At 72.2% G+C, this 16,240-nt stretch carries 15 protein-coding genes; 4 read left to right on the top strand and 11 right to left on the bottom strand.

Annotated features, from left to right (window positions below):
• Positions 1 to 24: 24 nt before the first annotated feature.
• Entirely contained in the window at positions 25 to 507 is a 483-nt protein-coding gene (locus ACFYYB_RS23120; protein WP_389437143.1) for an Lrp/AsnC family transcriptional regulator, read from the bottom strand.
• A 60-nt stretch (positions 508 to 567) separates the two neighbouring features.
• Here ACFYYB_RS23120 and ACFYYB_RS23115 point away from each other — a divergent pair, with 60 nt between their 5' ends.
• Positions 568 to 1,761, top strand: a complete 1,194-nt coding sequence (locus ACFYYB_RS23115) for a trans-sulfuration enzyme family protein (protein ID WP_389437142.1) — start codon at positions 568 to 570, stop codon at positions 1,759 to 1,761.
• 1 nt (position 1,762) lies between these two features.
• Here the strand turns inward: ACFYYB_RS23115 and ACFYYB_RS23110 are convergent, their stop codons facing one another.
• From ACFYYB_RS23110 to ACFYYB_RS23100, 3 genes are all read right to left on the bottom strand, one after another.
• On the bottom strand, positions 1,763 to 3,235 hold the full coding sequence (locus ACFYYB_RS23110; protein ID WP_389437141.1) for a GNAT family N-acetyltransferase: 1,473 nt from the start codon (positions 3,233 to 3,235) through the stop codon (positions 1,763 to 1,765).
• A gap of 115 nt (positions 3,236 to 3,350) precedes the next feature.
• The gene (locus tag ACFYYB_RS23105; protein WP_389437140.1) at positions 3,351 to 4,949 is read right to left on the bottom strand and encodes an alkaline phosphatase D family protein; all 1,599 of its coding nucleotides are present in this window, start codon (positions 4,947 to 4,949) and stop codon (positions 3,351 to 3,353) included.
• Positions 4,950 to 5,092: 143 nt separating this feature from the next.
• Positions 5,093 to 5,932, bottom strand: a complete 840-nt coding sequence (locus ACFYYB_RS23100; RefSeq protein ID WP_389437139.1) for an alpha/beta fold hydrolase — start codon at positions 5,930 to 5,932, stop codon at positions 5,093 to 5,095.
• Between the two features lie 305 nt (positions 5,933 to 6,237).
• Between ACFYYB_RS23100 and ACFYYB_RS23095 the strand changes: the two genes are divergently transcribed.
• Entirely contained in the window at positions 6,238 to 6,996 is a 759-nt protein-coding gene (locus tag ACFYYB_RS23095; protein WP_389437138.1) for a GntR family transcriptional regulator, read from the top strand.
• A 136-nt stretch (positions 6,997 to 7,132) separates the two neighbouring features.
• Here the strand turns inward: ACFYYB_RS23095 and ACFYYB_RS23090 are convergent, their stop codons facing one another.
• The 3 genes from ACFYYB_RS23090 to ACFYYB_RS23080 all read right to left on the bottom strand — a co-directional run bounded on the left by ACFYYB_RS23090 (position 7,133) and on the right by ACFYYB_RS23080 (position 10,254).
• Entirely contained in the window at positions 7,133 to 8,290 is a 1,158-nt protein-coding gene (locus tag ACFYYB_RS23090) for an ROK family transcriptional regulator (RefSeq protein WP_389437137.1), read from the bottom strand.
• Between the two features lie 112 nt (positions 8,291 to 8,402).
• Positions 8,403 to 9,053, bottom strand: coding sequence for a response regulator transcription factor (locus tag ACFYYB_RS23085; RefSeq protein WP_327307902.1), 651 nt, complete (start codon positions 9,051 to 9,053; stop codon positions 8,403 to 8,405).
• A 4-nt stretch (positions 9,054 to 9,057) separates the two neighbouring features.
• On the bottom strand, positions 9,058 to 10,254 hold the full coding sequence (locus tag ACFYYB_RS23080) for a sensor histidine kinase (protein WP_389437136.1): 1,197 nt from the start codon (positions 10,252 to 10,254) through the stop codon (positions 9,058 to 9,060).
• A 108-nt stretch (positions 10,255 to 10,362) separates the two neighbouring features.
• Between ACFYYB_RS23080 and ACFYYB_RS23075 the strand changes: the two genes are divergently transcribed.
• Both ACFYYB_RS23075 and ACFYYB_RS23070 read left to right on the top strand, forming a co-directional pair.
• Positions 10,363 to 11,274 carry an ABC transporter ATP-binding protein gene (locus tag ACFYYB_RS23075; protein WP_389437135.1) on the top strand — a complete coding sequence of 304 codons (912 nt, stop codon included), beginning with the start codon at positions 10,363 to 10,365 and terminating at the stop codon, positions 11,272 to 11,274.
• Between the two features lie 26 nt (positions 11,275 to 11,300).
• The gene (locus ACFYYB_RS23070) at positions 11,301 to 12,050 is read left to right on the top strand and encodes an ABC transporter permease (protein ID WP_389437134.1); all 750 of its coding nucleotides are present in this window, start codon (positions 11,301 to 11,303) and stop codon (positions 12,048 to 12,050) included.
• A gap of 148 nt (positions 12,051 to 12,198) precedes the next feature.
• Here the strand turns inward: ACFYYB_RS23070 and ACFYYB_RS23065 are convergent, their stop codons facing one another.
• The 4 genes from ACFYYB_RS23065 to purB form a co-directional block, all read right to left on the bottom strand.
• Complete coding sequence (locus ACFYYB_RS23065) at positions 12,199 to 12,849, bottom strand: HAD family hydrolase (RefSeq protein WP_389437243.1); 651 nt, start codon at positions 12,847 to 12,849, stop codon at positions 12,199 to 12,201.
• Positions 12,850 to 13,380: 531 nt separating this feature from the next.
• Positions 13,381 to 14,016 carry a VOC family protein gene (locus ACFYYB_RS23060; protein ID WP_389437133.1) on the bottom strand — a complete coding sequence of 212 codons (636 nt, stop codon included), beginning with the start codon at positions 14,014 to 14,016 and terminating at the stop codon, positions 13,381 to 13,383.
• Between the two features lie 128 nt (positions 14,017 to 14,144).
• Positions 14,145 to 14,705, bottom strand: coding sequence for a G/U mismatch-specific DNA glycosylase (gene mug, locus ACFYYB_RS23055; protein ID WP_389437242.1), 561 nt, complete (start codon positions 14,703 to 14,705; stop codon positions 14,145 to 14,147).
• Positions 14,702 to 16,135, bottom strand: coding sequence for an adenylosuccinate lyase (gene purB / locus ACFYYB_RS23050; RefSeq protein ID WP_389437132.1), 1,434 nt, complete (start codon positions 16,133 to 16,135; stop codon positions 14,702 to 14,704). The genes mug and purB overlap by 4 nt, the downstream gene beginning before the upstream one ends.
• Between the last annotated feature and the right edge of the window lie 105 nt (positions 16,136 to 16,240).

The following is a 16,240-nucleotide window of genomic DNA, read 5'->3' as shown; positions in this document are numbered from 1 at the left end:
CTCAGCCTGCTGACCTGAAGATCGTCAGCCCGCTGAGGTAGGGGGCAGCAACGGTCCGCAGTCCCACTCCTGGAAGATCAGTCGGGTCTCCACCCGGGCCACTTCGCGGCGCGAGGTGAACTCGTCGAGGACCAGCCGCTGGAGTTCGCCGGGATCGGAAACGGCAACGTGGACGAGGTAGTCGTCCGGGCCCGTCAGATGGAAGACGGCCCGCGACGCCGGCAGCGAGCGCACGCGTTCGACGAAGGGACCGATCAGCTCGCGCCGGTGCGGACGCACCTGCACGAGGAGCAGCGCCTCCAGCCCGCGCCCGAGTTTTGCCGGATCGAGTTGGAGCCGGTTGCCGAGGATGATTCCGGAGCGGCGCATCCGGGCGACCCGGTCCAGGCAGGTCGAGGCGGCGATGCCGACCTCGGCGGCGAGATCGCGGTACGTGGTCCGGGCGTCGTTCTGAAGAAGGCGCAGAATCTGCAGATCGACCGGATCCAGAGCGACGGATTCGGACATTGGCCGAACGTAGCACGGAGATTTCCCGCCGGAGCCGTCGCGCTGCGCACAGTACGGCGCATGGAGACGAACGCCCCGACCGTACGACGGTCACTGGCCACAGAAGCGGTTCATGCCGGACGCGAGGACCTCGCCGGGCTCGGACTGCACGCGCCTCCGCTCGATCTGTCGACGACCTACCCGTCGTACGACAGCCGGGCGGAGGCCGCTCGCATCGACGCGTTCGCCACGACGGGAGCCCGGCCCGAGGGCCCGCCGGTCTACGCCCGGCTGGACAATCCGACCACCGCCCGGTTCGAGACGGCCCTGGCCCGGCTCGAAGGCACCGAGAGCGCCGTCGCCTTCGCGAGCGGGATGGCCGCGTTGTCGGCGTGCCTGCTGGTGCGGGGGATGAAGGAGCTGCGTCACGTGGTCGCCGTACGGCCGTTGTACGGGTGCAGCGACCACCTGCTGAGCAGCGGCCTGCTGGGATCCACCGTGACCTGGGTGGACCCGGAGGGCATCGCCGGCGCCATCCGGCCCGACACCGGTCTCGTCATGATCGAGTCGCCCGCCAATCCGACGCTCGCGGAGATCGACCTGCGCGCCGCCGCCGAGGCCTGCGGGGAGGTTCCGCTGCTGGTCGACAACACCTTCGCGACGCCCGTCCTGCAGCGGCCCGCCGCGAGCGGAGCCCGGCTGGTGCTGCACAGCGCCACCAAGTACCTCGGCGGCCACGGGGACGTGCTCGGCGGAGTCGTCGCCTGCGACGAGGAGTTCGCCCGGCAGCTGCGCCAGGTGCGGTTCGCCACCGGCGGAGTCCTGCACCCGCTGGCCGCCTACCTGCTGCTACGAGGGCTCTCGACGCTCCCCGTACGGGTCCGGGCGGCCTCCGCGAGCGCCGCGGAGCTCGCCGGGCGGCTCGCGGCCGACCCGCGGGTGCTGCGCGTGCACTACCCGAAGATCGGCGGAGCCATGGTGGCCTTCGAGACGGCCGGCGACCCGCACGAGGTGATCGCCTCCGTACGGCTGATCACCCCGGCGGTCAGCCTGGGCAGTGTCGACACCCTCATCCAGCACCCGGCCTCCATCAGCCACCGCATCGTGGCCGAGGGGGACCGGCACGCCTCGGGCGTGAGCGACCGGCTGCTGCGCATGTCGGTCGGGCTGGAGGACGTGGACGACCTCTGGGCCGATCTGGACCAGGCGCTGGACCGGGCGACGGCCCGGGAGGGGGACGGCGTCGGGGTTGGCGCGGTCGGGGCCGCGGTCTAGCTCACTGCCGGCCGCGGGGGAGGCCGCGGGATTCGCCCGGGAGCTCGTACGGAAGCTCGTACGGCAGCCGGGAGCTGACCGGGGTGGCGTCGAGCCGGGCCGTGATCACCAGGGTGCCCTCCTCGATCTGGTAGTCGAGAGGGAGACCGAGACCGCGCATGGCGGCGACCATGCCGGTGTTGTGGGCCTGGGTGACGGCGTACACGCTGTCGCATCCGGCCTCGACGGCCATCGCGATCAGCCGGCCCAGCAGCTCGGAGCCGATACCGCGGCGCTGCCAGTCGTCCTCGATGAGCAGCGCCACCTCGGTCTCGTCGCCGTCCCAGAGCAGGTGGCCGAGGGCGACGAGCTTGCCGGAGGCGGTGGTCGCGGCGAGGGTGCGGCCGAAGCGCGGGCTCAGCAGGTGGCCGAGGTAGCGGTCGGCGTCGGCGACGGGGCCGTGGTAGCGCAGGGCGAGGGTGCGTTCCGAGCAGCGGTCGTGCATGGCGCGGGCCGCGGGCAGGTCGGAGCCGTCGGCGCGGCGGACGGTGATCTCGTTGCCCTCGGGGAGGGTCAGTACGTCCCGGCTGCGCGGCACCCGCGGCCCGAGCCGGGCGTCCAGCTCGACGAGGGCGCGGGCGCGCGCGAACTCGGTCGGGGTGAAGGGCAGGTACGGCCGCTCGATGGTGATCGCACCGCCGGAAGGGTCGCGCAGCTTCATGACCGTGGCCTCCAGGACGCCTTCCACGGGCGCGTCGGCGCCGGTGTTGGGGCGCCCGGAGAGGGTGGTCGCCGGGATCGAGTGGATGGTGCAGCGGCCGAGCAGCTGGCGCAGGGCGAGCGGCAGTTCGGCGGCGTCCAGTGCGGTGCGGGTGGCCAGTCCCAGGACCCGGGTCGGGGTGTCGACCAGGTCGTGGGCGTCGGCGCGCTCGATCCAGGTGCTGTGGCCGCCGGCGCCGGCGATGGCCCGGGTGAGGTCGGCGGAGGGGAGCTGCTGCGGAGCGCGCAGCAGGAACTCGTCCACCGTGCCGCCCTCGGGCAGGGGGTGCGTCTGCAGGGTCAGGATGTCGACCCCGCGGCCGGCCAGCGCGGTGCAGAGCGCGGCGAGGCTGCCGGGCTCGTCGCGCACGGTGGTCCGCATCCGCCACAGGGCGGCGGCGGGCGGGGTGTCCGTACCGTCCGCACCGTCGGTACCAGGCGTACCGGCCGCCTCCGCGACCGTCCCGGTACCCGTGGCCGGGTCCGGGAGGCCGGTGTCCGTGGGCGGCGGCGCATGGCTGTGGCGGCGCGCCCACCAGGTGTGGAACGCCGCCGTGATCAGGAGTGCGATGGCCGAGGCGACGAGCAGGACGGGGCCTCGGGGGCCGTGCACGACGAGATTGGCGATGGCGTCGGCGACCGCGACGGCGCAGAAGAGAGCGGCGAGTTCGACGACGTCGCGGCGCCAGTGGTGGCGGTGGGGACGCTGGGAAGGGGCAGGAATACGCTCAGTCATGCAGACCACTGTGACGCAGGGGTGTTGCGTGATCACGAACGATCTGTGACCGACTGGTTAAGGATCCATCTGGCCGATTTCGCCCTGTTTTCCGGCCGATTTCAGATGGAGGCCCCTACTGTCCCACGCGTCCGGGCCGCAGGGTCCGCGTGAACAGTACGCCGCCTCCCTGGCGGCGCAGCCGGACGGTGAGCTCGCCGCACTCCCCGTCGATCTCGACCTCACCGTAGTACGGGGGGTTCTCGGACGGGGACATGTTGGCGAAGGGCGCGGACTGGACGTAGACCGTCTCCGGGCCGAAGGTGGCGTCCAGCCGGCCGGCGGGGAACCCGCCCGCGCCGATGGGGCCGGAGACGAACTCCCAGAAGGGCGCGAAGTCGGTGAAGGCGGCCCGCTCGGGCGCGTAGTGGTTCGCGGCCGTGTAGTGGACGTCGGCGGTGAGCCAGAGGGTGCCGGTGATGCGCTGGTGCTTGATGTGGCGCAGCAGCTCGGCGATCTGCAGCTCCCGCCCGAGCGGCGCGCCGGGATCGCCCTGGGCGACGGCCTCGAAGTTCGCGGCCCCGTCGGCCACCACGATGCCCAGCGGCATGTCGGCGGCGATGACCTTCCACGTGGCGCGGGAACGCGACAGCTCGCGCTTGATCCAGGCCAGCTGCTCGGGGCCGAGGATGCCGATGGGGTCGTCGGTCTGGCGGCCGGGGGAGTTCGCGTCGCGGTAGGTGCGCATGTCGAGGACGAAGACGTCGAGCAGCGGGCCGTGGCGCATCACGCGGTACATCCGGCCCTCGGCGCGGCCGCCGCGCAGGTCCGTGACCGGGAAGTACTCGCCGAAGGCCCGGCGGGCCCGGCCGGCGAGGGTGTCGACGTCCTTCACGGTGTAGCGGGGGTCGTCGAGGATCTGGCCCGGGTACCAGTTGTTGCGCACCTCGTGGTCGTCCCACTGGGCGAGGACCGGCACCTGGGCGTTGAAATCGCGCAGGTTGCGGTCGAGCAGGTTGTAGCGGAAGTTGCCGCGGTACTCGGCGAGGGTCTCGGCGACCTTCGCCTTCTCCTCGGTGGTCACGTTCTGCCACAGGGTTCCGTCGCGCAGCGGTACGGAGGCCTGGAGGGGCCCGTCGGCGTAGATGGTGTCCCCGCTGAAGAGGAAGAAATCGGGGTCGCGCAGCCGCATTTCGTCGAAGACGCGGTAGCCGCCGAGCTCCGGGTTGATGCCCCAGCCCTGACCGGCGAGGTCCCCGGACCACAGGAAGCGCACGTCGCGGCGGCGGGAGGCCGGGGTGGTCCGGAAGGTGCCGTGGACCGGCTCGCCGCTGCGGCGCGGGTCGTCGGGGTCGGCGAGGGTCACCCGGTAGTGGATCTGTTGGCCGGGCGGGAGTTCGCGCAGCGTGGTGGTGCCCGTGAAGTCGGTGTCCGGGCCGAGCAGTGGGCCGCGGTGGCGACGCACGGCGTAGCGGAACGACTCGCTCGGGGAGGTCTCGACGTACATCCGCGAGGGGCGGTCGGAACGCGTCCAGACGGTGGCGGAGTGGGCGGTGATCTCGCCGGACTGGACACCCCAGAAGGCGTTCGGGCGGTCCGAGCGGACGAAGGCGGGCACCGCCGCGTGGGCGGGGGCGGTCAGGACGCCCGTGAGGGCGCTGGACAGGGCGAGGCCCACGGGAACGGCGAGGGAACCGCCGAGCAGGGAGCGTCGGGTGTGCGGCAGAGGTGCCATCGGTGCGTCTCCAGAGGCCGGCGGGGACGGGCCGGACCAGTGTGCTGCCGTACACCGGCCGCACACCGGACCGCCCACGTCGTGCGCGCGAACCATGCGTGAACACTGATGCGCATGGTTACCTCTGACGGCTGGTCAGCACTTCACCGGGCGAGCTTGGCTGTGTCCAGGATGACGCGGGCGACCAGGGCCGGATCGTCGTTCATGGGGACGTGGCCGCAGCCGGGAAGCGCGACGAGGCGCGCGCCCGGGATGGTGTGCTTCGCGCGGACCCCCTGGCGGCGCAGGAGCAGCCGGTCGCGACTGCCCCAGGCGATGGTGACGGGCAGGTCGGGCAGATCCGCGGTGAACCGTACGGATCCGCCCGCGGCCAGGGTCCGCTCGAAACCGGTGGCCTCGCGCAGGGCGACCGTCTCGGCGACCACGGAGCCGGGCGAACGCCGTCCCGGGCGCGCGTAGATGCTGCCGGTCAGCGCGGCGCGTCCGGCGGAGCTCCGGGCGAGCCGTTCCACGGCGGGCAGGGGCAGCGCACCGGCGCCGGCGCGCATCGCGCGCAGCGCGGTGAAGGCGTAGCGGCGTTCGCCCTCCGACCAGAATCCGGCGGGGGAGAGGGCGGTGACCGAGCGGGCCAGGCCGACGCGCCCCATCTCCAGGGCGAGCAGCCCGCCGAGCGAGTTGCCCGCGACGTGCGGCCGCTCCGTCCCCAGCGCCGCGCAGAGGGCGCCCAGCGCCGGGGCGACGATGCCCAGATCGTACGGAACCCCGTGCGGCAGCGGCTCCGAGACGCCGAAGCCGGGCAGATCGACCGCGATCACGTCGTACTCGGCGGCCAGGACGTCGGTCACCGGGCGCCAGGCCTGGAGGTGGTGGCCGATCCCGTGGAGCAGCAGGAGCGGCTCGCCCGCGCCCTTGCGCTCGTAAGCGGCGGTGATGGTGCGGGGGCCCAGCGGCGAATCGATCGTGAAGGAGACCGTGGCGGTCATGCTGCTCCTCGTCGGGGTCGGGCGGCTACGGCGGCCGTGTGAGACGGCTTGTCAGTAGTGTCTCGCGGCCGGTTACCGACCGGTAGCCCCTGGGGCCAGGACTTCGACTTTCGTGGCCCGCGCGAACATCCCGTGAACAGCTTGATGCATATGCCCGATCTGCCCGGTAAAGGGGTGAGCATTGGTCTTGACCAAGGGGGTGCGCCGTCCTATCGTCGCAGGCATAGTGCAGGAACCTTTAATAAACAAAGGCGCGGAACTCACGCTGGAACACGGCGAGTGCGGCGATTGCAGGAGGAGTCAGGGTGGGGACCATGCAGCTCGAATCGGTGCCGGAGCCGAAGTACTTGCACCTCAAGACCGTCCTCAGTGAGGCGCTCGACCAGGACTTCGCCGTGGGCGAGATCCTGCCGAACGAGCGCGAACTCGCCGCCCGCTTCGGTGTCGCCCGGGCGACCCTGCGCCAGGCCCTGGAGCAGCTCGAACTCGAAGGCCGCCTCCAGCGCCGCCGCGGCGTCGGCACCACCGTCGCCCCGCCGCGCGTGGGCGTCGACGTCGGCGGAGCCCGGAACGGCTGGCCCGGCGAGAGCGTCGACGGGTGGGAGCCGGTCGACGCGGCCGAGGCCGTCGTGCCCTCCGCCGTCCTGAAGCTCCTCGGCACGGCCCCCGGCGAGCTGGTGCTCGCGGTGCGCCGCAGCCGCGTCGAGCAGGGCCAGGTCCTCGCGGCCGAGCTGCTCTACGTGCCGTCCTCCTCGGTGCAGGGCCTCTCCGCCATCGACGCCCCGGCCGGTCCGGCCCGCGCCCGCGCCGTCATGCGCGAGCTGCAGAAGCTGGTCCTCGACGGACAGGACCGCTCGGTGGAACTCGGCTCCGCCCGCGCCGACGACGCGAAGGAGCTGGACCGCCTGCCCGGCGCCCCGGTCCTGCTGGTCACCACCCGCTACTTCACGGCGGCGGGCACGGCGGCCGTCTCGGTGGCCACCTACCGCGCGGACACCTGCCGGCTCACCTTCGGCGACTCGGGCGACGTACAGATCACGCACGACACGCGGGTCGCGTCCTGACCACGCACTGACGACGCACTGACCGGGGCCGCCACACCGTGGGGGCCCCGCTTGGCCGTTTCAGCCGTCCCCGCAGGGACTGAGCCCCCAGGAGATCAGCCGCGGCGGGCACCGCATCCGCGGCGCCCCCAAAAGATCAGCGGCGGCGCGCGGTGACCGTCTTCTCCACCGCGAACAGCTCCTCCTCCACGTGGTCCAGCGCCAGCCGCAACGCTCCCGTCGCCACCGCCGCCTCGCCCAGCAGGGACAGTGCCACGCGCGGCGGCCGCAGGCAGTACCGCTCCAGCTCCCGGCGCAGGGGATCCAGTACGCCGTCCAGCCCGGCGGCCCAGCCGCCGACCACGACCAGCTCCGGATCCATCGCCAAGACCAGCGCGGCCACGTCGTGGACCAGCCGCTGGATGAACCGCTCCACCGCCGCCACCGCGCCCACGTCCCCGCGCCTGGCCATCGCGAAGACCTCCGCGACCGCCCGCTCGTCCAGGGGGTGCAGCGGTTCGCCGGTCGTCGACAGCAGCTTCTCGGGCGTGGCCTCGCGCCCCAGCAGGTGCAGCGCGCCGATCTCCCCGGCCGCCCCCCCGAACCCCCGGTGCAGCCGGCCCCCGATCAGGGAACCCGCTCCGGGGCTGAGCCCGGCCATCACGAAGACCATGTCGTCCGTGTCGGTCGCGGCGCCCTTCCAGTGCTCGGCGACCGCCGCGGCGTTGGCGTCGTTCTCCACCTGTACCGGGCAGCGGAACGAGCGCCGGAGCCGTTCCCCGAGCGGCAGCCCGGTCCACCCGGGCAGGGCCGTGCCGAGGCGGACGGTGCCGTCGGCCTCCACGATCCCGGGGCTGCCCACGCCGACCGCCCGCAGCGAGTCGCGGGGTACCCCGGCGCGGCGCAGCAGGTCGGCCACCGCACCGCGGACCCGTTCGAGGCGTTCGTCGGCGGAGGCCGTCTCGGCGACCTCCTTGGTGCCGGCGCCGATCACCCGGCCGTCCAGCCCGGACAGCAGCACCGCGATCCGGTGCGCACCGATCTCCACACCGAGCAGGTGCCCCGCCTCCGCGCGGAAGCGGAACCGTCTGGCCGGGCGCCCCTGGCGCCGCGCGCCCTCCTCCGCGTCCGCCTCGACGACCAGACCCGTCCCGATGAGTCCTTCGACGACCCCCTCGACGGTGGGCCGCGAGAGGCCGGTGACCCGGGTGAGGTCAGTGAGCGTCGGCGATTCGGCCGCACGCAGGGCCCGCAGCACCACGGCGGAGTTGATCCGCCGCAGCAGAGAGGGGTCCCCGCCGGTCAGTTGCCCCAACGTGTGTCCTCCCAGCGAGCGAGCATGTCAGCCGGATCGTACTGCGCACCAGCCGCGGCGGCGAGAAGCGGCCCCCCATCGGCCGGAATCCGCCCTTCCCCTGGTGGGCCGGTCAGGCGGGAGCGACGAAGCCGGACTCGTACGCGGTGATCACGGCCTGGGTCCGGTCACGCGCCCCCAGCTTCGCCAAGATCGCGCTGACGTGGGACTTCACCGTCTCCGTGCCCACGATCAGCTCGCGGGCGATCTCGATGTTGGTCAGCCCCTTGGCCATCAGCCGGAGCACCGCCTCCTCGCGCTCGGTCAGCGCGGCCCGCTCCAGTACCGTCCGCGCCTGCCGGTTGCCGTACTCGGCGGCCAGCGAGCGGACCGCCGCGGGGAAGAGCAGCGTCTCGCCCTCCGCCACCAGCCGGACCGCGTGAACGATCTCCGACGGCCGGGCCCGCTTCAGCAGGAACCCGTCCGCGCCGGCCCGCAGCGCCTGGTAGACGTACTCGTCGTTCTCGAAGGTGGTGACCACGAGGATCTTCGGAGGCGAGTCCACGCTCCGCAGGACCGCCCGGGTCGCCTCGATCCCGTCGAGCAGCGGCATCCGCACGTCCATCGCCACGACATCGGGGCGCAGTTGCCGCACGAGCGGAACCACCGCGGCTCCGTCGGCGGCCTCGCCGATCACCTCGATGTCGGGCTGGGCATCCAGGACGGCGCGCAAACCCGCACGCACCAGGGGTTCGTCATCGACGAGCAGTACGGTAACCGGCATCCGGTCAGCGTATTCGCTCCAGCGGCAGCCGCGTACGCACCCTCCAACCCCCCTTGTACGGCCCGGTCTCGGTGTTCCCGCCGAGCAGCGCCGCCCGCTCCCGCATCCCGCGCAGTCCGGTGCCGCCGCCGGTGATGACGGAAGGCCGGTCCGGCAGCGGATTGGTCACCTCCAGGTCCAGGCGGTCGGCGACCATGCCGATGCGCACCTTCACCGGTACGGGGCCGCAGTGCCGCAGCACATTGGTGAGCGCCTCCTGCAGGATCCGGTACCCCTCCTGGCTCACCGGGTCGGGCAACTTGTCCAGGGGGCCGATCAGTTGCGCGTCGACGACGGCGCCGCTGGCGCGCGCGGACTCGAACAGCCGGTCGGCCTCCACCAGGGTCGGCCGCTGCGACGGCCGCTGACCGGACTCGCGCAGGACGCGCAGCACCCGGTCCAGGTCCTCCAGCGCGGCCCGGCCCGTCTCCTCGATCGCGCTCAGCGCGCGGTCGGTGAACTCCGGATCGCCCGCCGCCCGCGCGGCTCCCGCCTGGACGACGGCCACGGTCAGGGCGTGGCCGATGGAGTCGTGCAGCTCCCGCGCGATGCGGGTGCGCTCCAACAGCTGCTCGGTCCGCGCCTCCAGGGCCGTGAGCCGTTCCGCGGCCGAAGGTCCCAGCAGCCGGCGGGCGATAGCCGTGATCATGTCGCCGAGCAGGACCACGAGGACGATCAGGAGGACCGGCGGCAGCGGAGCCAGCGCCCACGCGGCCCAGACCGGGAATCCGGCGGGGATCACATTCTCCTGGGTGACCCTGCTGCCGAGTCCGGCCGTGACCAGCTGAACCGTCAGCACCGGCAGCCACACCGTGGCCATCATCGTGGCCAGGGAGACCACGAGCCGTATCTCCAGCCACAGCAAGGTCCGCCAGCGGTCGCTCCAGGTCTGGGACCCGACGGTGCTGAAGCTGTGCTCCCCGGGCTCCTCACCCCTGCCCCGGACAGTGCGCTCGGAGGGAGCGAGGAGAAACTGCGCCTGGAGCCCTTCCGCCACCCGCATCCAGGGCAGCAGTCCCAGAGGTATGACGAGGACGAGCGGTACCCACGGAGCCGCGGGCTCTATGAACATCCAGACGGCCAACATCAGGATGGGCACGCACAGATGCACCCAGCGCGAGTAGGTCACTGGGCGCAGAGCGGCGCGGAACAGTCGGTGCATCCCCTCATCGTCGCAGCTCGGGGCGGTGCGGCTCCTCCCCCACGTGGGGGAGAAGGAACCCTCGCATGGGGGAGGAAGAGAGGTGGGGCCGATGGCGAACCTTGAGACATGAACAGCATCGAGATCCGAGAACTGACCAAGGAGTTCGGCCGGACCCGGGCCGTGGACCACCTCACCTTCGACGTCATGCCCGGCCGTGTCACCGGCTTCCTCGGGCCCAACGGGGCCGGGAAGTCGACCACGATGAGGCTGCTGCTGGGCCTGGACCGGATCACCTCCGGGACGGCCACCATCGGCGGCCGGCGGTACGCCGAACTCCCCGATCCTCTCCACCGGGTCGGGGCCCTGCTGGACGCGCAGTCGGCGCACGGCGGCCGCACGGCGCGTGACCACCTGCGCTTCCTCGCCGCCGCCAACCGCATCCCGATGAGCCGGGTCGAGGAGGTTCTGGAGCAGTCCGGAATCGCCCCGGCGGCCAAGCGGCGGATCAAGACCTTCTCCCTGGGCATGCGTCAGCGCCTCGGCATAGCGGCCGCGCTGCTCGGAGACCCCGAAGTGCTGCTCCTGGACGAGCCCACCAACGGCCTCGACCCCGAGGGCATCATCTGGATCCGCGAGCTCATGCGCGGCCTGGCCGCCGAGGGCCGGACGGTCCTCGTCTCCAGCCACCTCATGACCGAGACCGCGGCCCTCGTCGACCACCTGGTCGTGCTCGGGCGGGGCAGGCTGCTGGCCGACACCTCCATAGAGGAGTTCATCGACTCCCGCAGTACCCCGAGGGTGCGGCTGCGTACCACGGACCCCGTCCGGCTCCGGGCCACCCTGGCCCGGGCCGACTTCGAACTGGTCACCGCCGAGGGCGGGCGGTGGACCGTGGACGGCATGCAGGCCGAGCAGCTCGGCGTCATCGCCGCCCGCGAAGGCATCCCGATGCTGGAACTGATCGACGAGCGGGCCTCGCTGGAGCAGGCCTACCTCGATCTCACCGCGGACAGCGCCCAGTTCGCCGCCACCCGCTGACCCATCCCCTTCAAGGAGGCCTCCCCATGAGCACCGCTCTGCCCACCGTCCCCGTCCTGCACTCGGAATGGATCAAGATACGGTCCCTGCGCGGCACCTTCGGAGCGCTGATAGCCGTCTTCGTCGCCACGGTGGGCATCCAGGTACTGACGGCTTCGCTCATCGGCGACGCAGAGGCCGGCAGCATGGGGGACGACCCGCTCCTCGCGGCCTTCTACAGCCTCAACTTCGGCCAGGTCGCGGCCTTCGCCTTCGGTGCGACAGCCCTGTCGTCCGAGTTCCACAACGGCGCCCTGCGCACGTCGCTCGCGGCGGTGCCGAACAGGGCGCGGCTCTACCTCTCGAAGATGGCTGTGATCGGCGCGCTGGCCTTCGTGGTGGGACAGCTCACCGCACTGGCCACCTTCCTCGGCGGACAGCGGTTCATGGGCCCCTACACCCTGGAACTCGGCAGCCCGGGCACCTACCGTGCCGTCTTCGGCTGCGGTGCGTACCTCGCGGTGATGGCCCTGCTGTCGGCCGGACTGACGGCGGTCCTGCGCAGCGCTTCGGCCGTCCTGTGCCTTCTCATACCCTTCACGCTGATCGTGTCGTTCATCCTCGCGGCTCAGGCCGGGGGCATCGCCCAGTACCTGCCGGACCGTGCGGGCCAGATGATGATGCGGCTGGACACCTCGGCGGGCCTCGCCCCCTGGGCCGGGTTCGGGGTCATGGTGCTGTGGGCGCTGGTCGCGGTGGGCGGCGGCTGGCTGGCGATCCGGCGGCGGGACGCCTGACGCCTGACGCCTGACGCCTGACGCCGGAGTCGCTCGGCGGATCGGCTCGACCGGCCGGCTCGGCGGGGTGGGCCGGTTCCCCGCCGAGCCGGTCCGCTCCGGCAGCCGGGCAGAGCCCGCCGGTCTCCGGCGGGGTCAGTCGTCGGGGTCAGTGGGCGGCGAGGAGGGCGGGCAGTTGGCGCATGTCGTCGAAGACGACGGTTCCCGGGCCTTCGAGTTGATCGGCGGCGGTCAGACCGCCGGCGTAGCCGAAGGCACGCATTCCGGCGGCGCGGGCCGCCTGGACGCCGGGACGGCTGTCCTCGACGACCGCGCAGGCGGTGGGATCCACACCCATCCGCTCCGCGGCGTACAGGAACAGGTCCGGGGCGGGCTTGCCGCGGGCGACCTCGGTGGCGCTGTGGATGCGGCCCGCGAAGCGCGGGTAGAGGCCGGTGCGGCCGAGGGTGTGGCGCATCTTCTCGTGCGAGCCGCTGGAGGCGACACAGGTCGGCAGGGTGATCGCGTCGAGCGCCTGGGGCAGTCCCTCCACGGGTGACAGCCCCGAGTCCACCGCCTCCCGGTGGAGTTCCTCGAAGCGGTCCCACCAGTGGGCGGCCACCTCGGGACCGAGCCGGTCGGTGATCTGCTCGCGGATGGAGAGCGAGGAGCGCCCGATGAACCGGTCGACGACCTCGGCCTCGGTGAGCGGCCAGCCGAACTCCACCCCTAGGGCGACCTGGACGCGGGCGGCTATCCGTTCGCTGTCGACGAGGACCCCGTCACAGTCGAATATCACGAGTTCTATCGGCTTGATGATCATCCCCGGAGACTAGGCCGTCTCTCCGGAATGCGGGGACGGGTGGTCCAGGTCGCCCCCGGACGGGCCAGCGGTCGTCGGGGCGGGGCTGTCGACGGGCGCTCGCCTCACGCCACCGTGCAGTGCGAACGCGTGAGGTGCCTCTGAGCGCGTTCATCTCGTTCGGTCCCCGCACGGTTCGGCATGACCCGGTGTCCTGGTCCACGAGGATGGGCCAGTTCCCCCCGCTCCTGATCTGGCGTCCCTGCCCGTCTCTCGCCGTGGGAGACCATGTGAAGCCGTAGATGCCCGTGACGGCCGGGGTCGCCCACAGGTCGAGCCTGAAGGCCCACTCGTCCCAGCGATCGGTCAGGGTCCGGCCGAACTCTTCCGCGAGTCTCCGTGCTTCGCTCTCTTCCAAGAGGCCGCCTCCATCGCTCTCCGTCGCTCTCCACCACTTGAGAGAACCGACGGTACGGGACGGAAGGAGGCGCCACACGGGCCGGCCGGGAGAGGCCGGCCGGCTGCTCCCGCGGGGCGGTCGGGCTCGGGTCAGATGGTGACCGGGCCGTGGGCGGTGGTGAACTCGACCGAGACCAGGCCCGGTTCCTCGTCCTCGATCCAGGTGACGTCGATCTGGTCGAGCGGGTGGTCGGCCGGTTCGCCGAGGAACTCGGCGATGGAGGCGGCGTCGCCGGCGAGGGAGACCCCGTGGATGGTGGTGGGGGTGCGCGGGTCGGCGCTCGGGCGCTCCTCGATGGGGACCGACCACTGAAGGAAGTAGGGCAGTTGCGGGTCTTCCATCAGTTCCAGCAGGCCGATCTGCTTCCACCTCAGGTCGAAGCCGTCGGGGCGGACGCGGTGGCCCTCGGCCGAGGTGCGGCCGAGGCGGGCCTCGACCGGGGCGATGTCGTCGACGGAGACCACCCAGCCGAGCCAGCCGCCGCCTTCGGCGGCGCGGCGCGCGACCGCTTGGCCGAAGGGCGCGCGGTCGGCGGCGGGGTGGTCGAGCGTGGTGACGACCTCGACGTAGGTGCCGCCGCTCAGCGGGAGGATGAAATTGCGGGTGCCGAACCGCGGGTGGACGCCCCCGTCGACGAAACCGGCGCCGAGGGCCGATCCGATCCACTGGACGGTGGAGACGAAGCTGTCGCGGGCCACCGCATAGGACACATGATCAAGTCGCACTTCGTCATCATCACCCGGCGACCCACCCACATCCCGACGCCACGCCCGCCGCTCCGGCCGCGTCGGCCGTGGATTCAGTCGTGGAGGGGGTCGGTCACCCCGTGCACCGCCCTTCCAGGAGACAGGCTCTAGACGTCCGCGTCGGCAGGGCCGGGGTGTTCGGCGGCCGCGCGGAGACGGGCGTATTCCTGGGCCATGGAGGCGGCCGTCCAGCGGGCGTTGAGGCCGCTGGGGTTGGGCAGGGCCCAGATGCGGGTGGTGCCGATGGTGCGTTCCTGAGGGCCGATCTGGGCCTTCCGCTCGCCGAAGGCGGTGCGGTAGGCGGTGACTCCGACCACGGCCAGCCACTGGGGGCGCAGGAGTTCCACCTTGGCCGTCAGGAGGCGGCCTCCCTCGCGGAACTCCTCGGCGCTCAGCTCGTCGGCGCGGGCCGTGGCGCGGGCGACGACGTTCGTGATGCCGAGGCGATAGGTCGGCAACTCCTCCTGCTCGGAGGGGGAGAGGAGGCGCGGGGTGAAGCCCGCCATGTGGAGGACCGGCCAGAAGCGGTTGCCCGGGCGGGCGAAATGGTGGCCCGTCGCGGCGGAGAGGAGGCCCGGGTTGATGCCGCAGAAGAGGACACGAAGACCGCCCGCGACCACGTCCGGGAGGACGCGGTCGCGGGCGGCGTTCAGTTCGTCGGGAGTCAGAGGATCGACCCGGGGGTGTAGCCCGCGGCCTCGGGGTGTTCCTTGGTGATCTCCTCGATGCGCGAGACCACCGCGGCGACCTGGTCGCCCGCCGCGCCGGTGAAGGAGAGCTTGTCGGCCATCAGGGCGTCCAGCTGGGCCCGGTCCAGCGGCATGCGCTCGTCGGCGGCCAGCTTGTCCAGCAGCTCGTTGCGCTCGGCGCCCTGCTCGCGCATGGCGAGGGCGGAGGCCACCGCGTGCTCCTTGATGACCTCGTGGGCGGACTCGCGGCCGACCCCGGCCCGCACGGCGCCCATCAGGACCTTGGTGGTCGCGAGGAACGGGAGGTAGCGGTCCAGTTCGCGGGCGACGACGGCGGGGAAGGCGCCGAACTCGTCGAGGACCGTCAGGAAGGTCTCCATCAGGCCGTCCAGCGCGAAGAACGCGTCGGGCAGCGCGACCCGGCGGACCACGGAGCAGGAGACGTCGCCCTCGTTCCACTGGTCGCCGGCCAGCTCGCCGGTCATCGACGCGTAACCGCGCAGGATGACCATCAGGCCGTTCACGCGCTCGCAGGAGCGGGTGTTCATCTTGTGCGGCATCGCGGACGAACCGACCTGGCCGGGCTTGAAGCCCTCGGTCACCAGCTCGTGGCCGGCCATCAGACGGATCGTCTTGGCGATGGAGGAGGGCGCGGCGGCCAGCTGCACCAGTGCGGTGACCACGTCGTAGTCGAGCGAGCGCGGGTAGACCTGGCCGACGGAGGTGAAGGCCTGGCCGAAGCCGAGGTGGGCCGCGATCCGCTGCTCCAGATCGGCCAGCTTCGCGGCGTCGCCGCCCAGCAGGTCGAGCATGTCCTGCGAGGTGCCGACCGGACCCTTGATGCCGCGCAGCGGGTAGCGGGTGAGCAGGTCGTCCAGGCGGCCGTACGCGACCAGCAGCTCGTCGGCGGCGGTGGCGAAGCGCTTGCCCAGGGTGGTCGCCTGAGCGGCGACGTTGTGGGAGCGGCCGGCCATGACCAGCTCGGCGTGCTCGCCGGCCAGCTTGCCGAGGCGGGCGAGGACGGCGACCGAGCGGTCACGGATCAGTTCCAGCGAGAGCCGGATCTGGAGCTGCTCGACGTTCTCCGTGAGGTCACGGGAGGTCATGCCCTTGTGGACGTGCTCGTGTCCGGCGAGGGCGTTGAACTCCTCGATGCGGGCCTTCACGTCGTGCCGGGTGATCTTCTCGCGCTCGGCGATGGAGGCGAGGTCGACGGTCTCCAGCACGCGCTCGTAGTCGGCGAGGGCCTCGTCGGGGACCTCGATGCCGAGATCCTTCTGGGCGCGGAGCACGGCGAGCCACAGCCGCCGCTCCAGCGTCACCTTGTACTCGGGGGACCACAGGACGGCGAGCTCCGCGGAGGCGTAGCGGCCGGCCAGGACATTGGGGATGCGGGGCTTGGCTGTCACGTGTAGGGATTCTACTTGGGCCTCGGCTGTGCGTTTACGCAGGTAGGGGACCCGGCCGGGATTGTGCCTTGCTACGAGAGCCGGCGGGGGGCCGGCGGGGGCCCG

This window comes from Streptomyces sp. NPDC002886 (assembly GCF_042888445.1).
Taxonomy (GTDB): Bacteria; Actinomycetota; Actinomycetes; order Streptomycetales; family Streptomycetaceae; genus Streptomyces.
The sequence above is the reverse complement of the archived record's forward strand: the minus strand, read 5'-3'. Positions and strand labels throughout refer to the sequence as shown.

Bases quoted from the DNA above. Each gene is read 5' to 3' on its own strand.
- ACFYYB_RS23120 (WP_389437143.1), bottom strand. From the start codon at position 507: ATGTCCGAATCCGTCGCTCTGGATCCGGTCGATCTGCAGATTCTGCGC.
- ACFYYB_RS23115 (WP_389437142.1), top strand. From the start codon at position 568: ATGGAGACGAACGCCCCGACCGTACGACGGTCACTGGCCACAGAAGCG.
- ACFYYB_RS23110 (WP_389437141.1), bottom strand. From the start codon at position 3,235: ATGACTGAGCGTATTCCTGCCCCTTCCCAGCGTCCCCACCGCCACCAC.
- ACFYYB_RS23105 (WP_389437140.1), bottom strand. From the start codon at position 4,949: ATGGCACCTCTGCCGCACACCCGACGCTCCCTGCTCGGCGGTTCCCTC.
- ACFYYB_RS23100 (WP_389437139.1), bottom strand. From the start codon at position 5,932: ATGACCGCCACGGTCTCCTTCACGATCGATTCGCCGCTGGGCCCCCGC.
- ACFYYB_RS23085 (WP_327307902.1), bottom strand. From the start codon at position 9,053: ATGCCGGTTACCGTACTGCTCGTCGATGACGAACCCCTGGTGCGTGCG.
- ACFYYB_RS23080 (WP_389437136.1), bottom strand. From the start codon at position 10,254: ATGCACCGACTGTTCCGCGCCGCTCTGCGCCCAGTGACCTACTCGCGC.
- ACFYYB_RS23075 (WP_389437135.1), top strand. From the start codon at position 10,363: ATGAACAGCATCGAGATCCGAGAACTGACCAAGGAGTTCGGCCGGACC.
- ACFYYB_RS23070 (WP_389437134.1), top strand. From the start codon at position 11,301: ATGAGCACCGCTCTGCCCACCGTCCCCGTCCTGCACTCGGAATGGATC.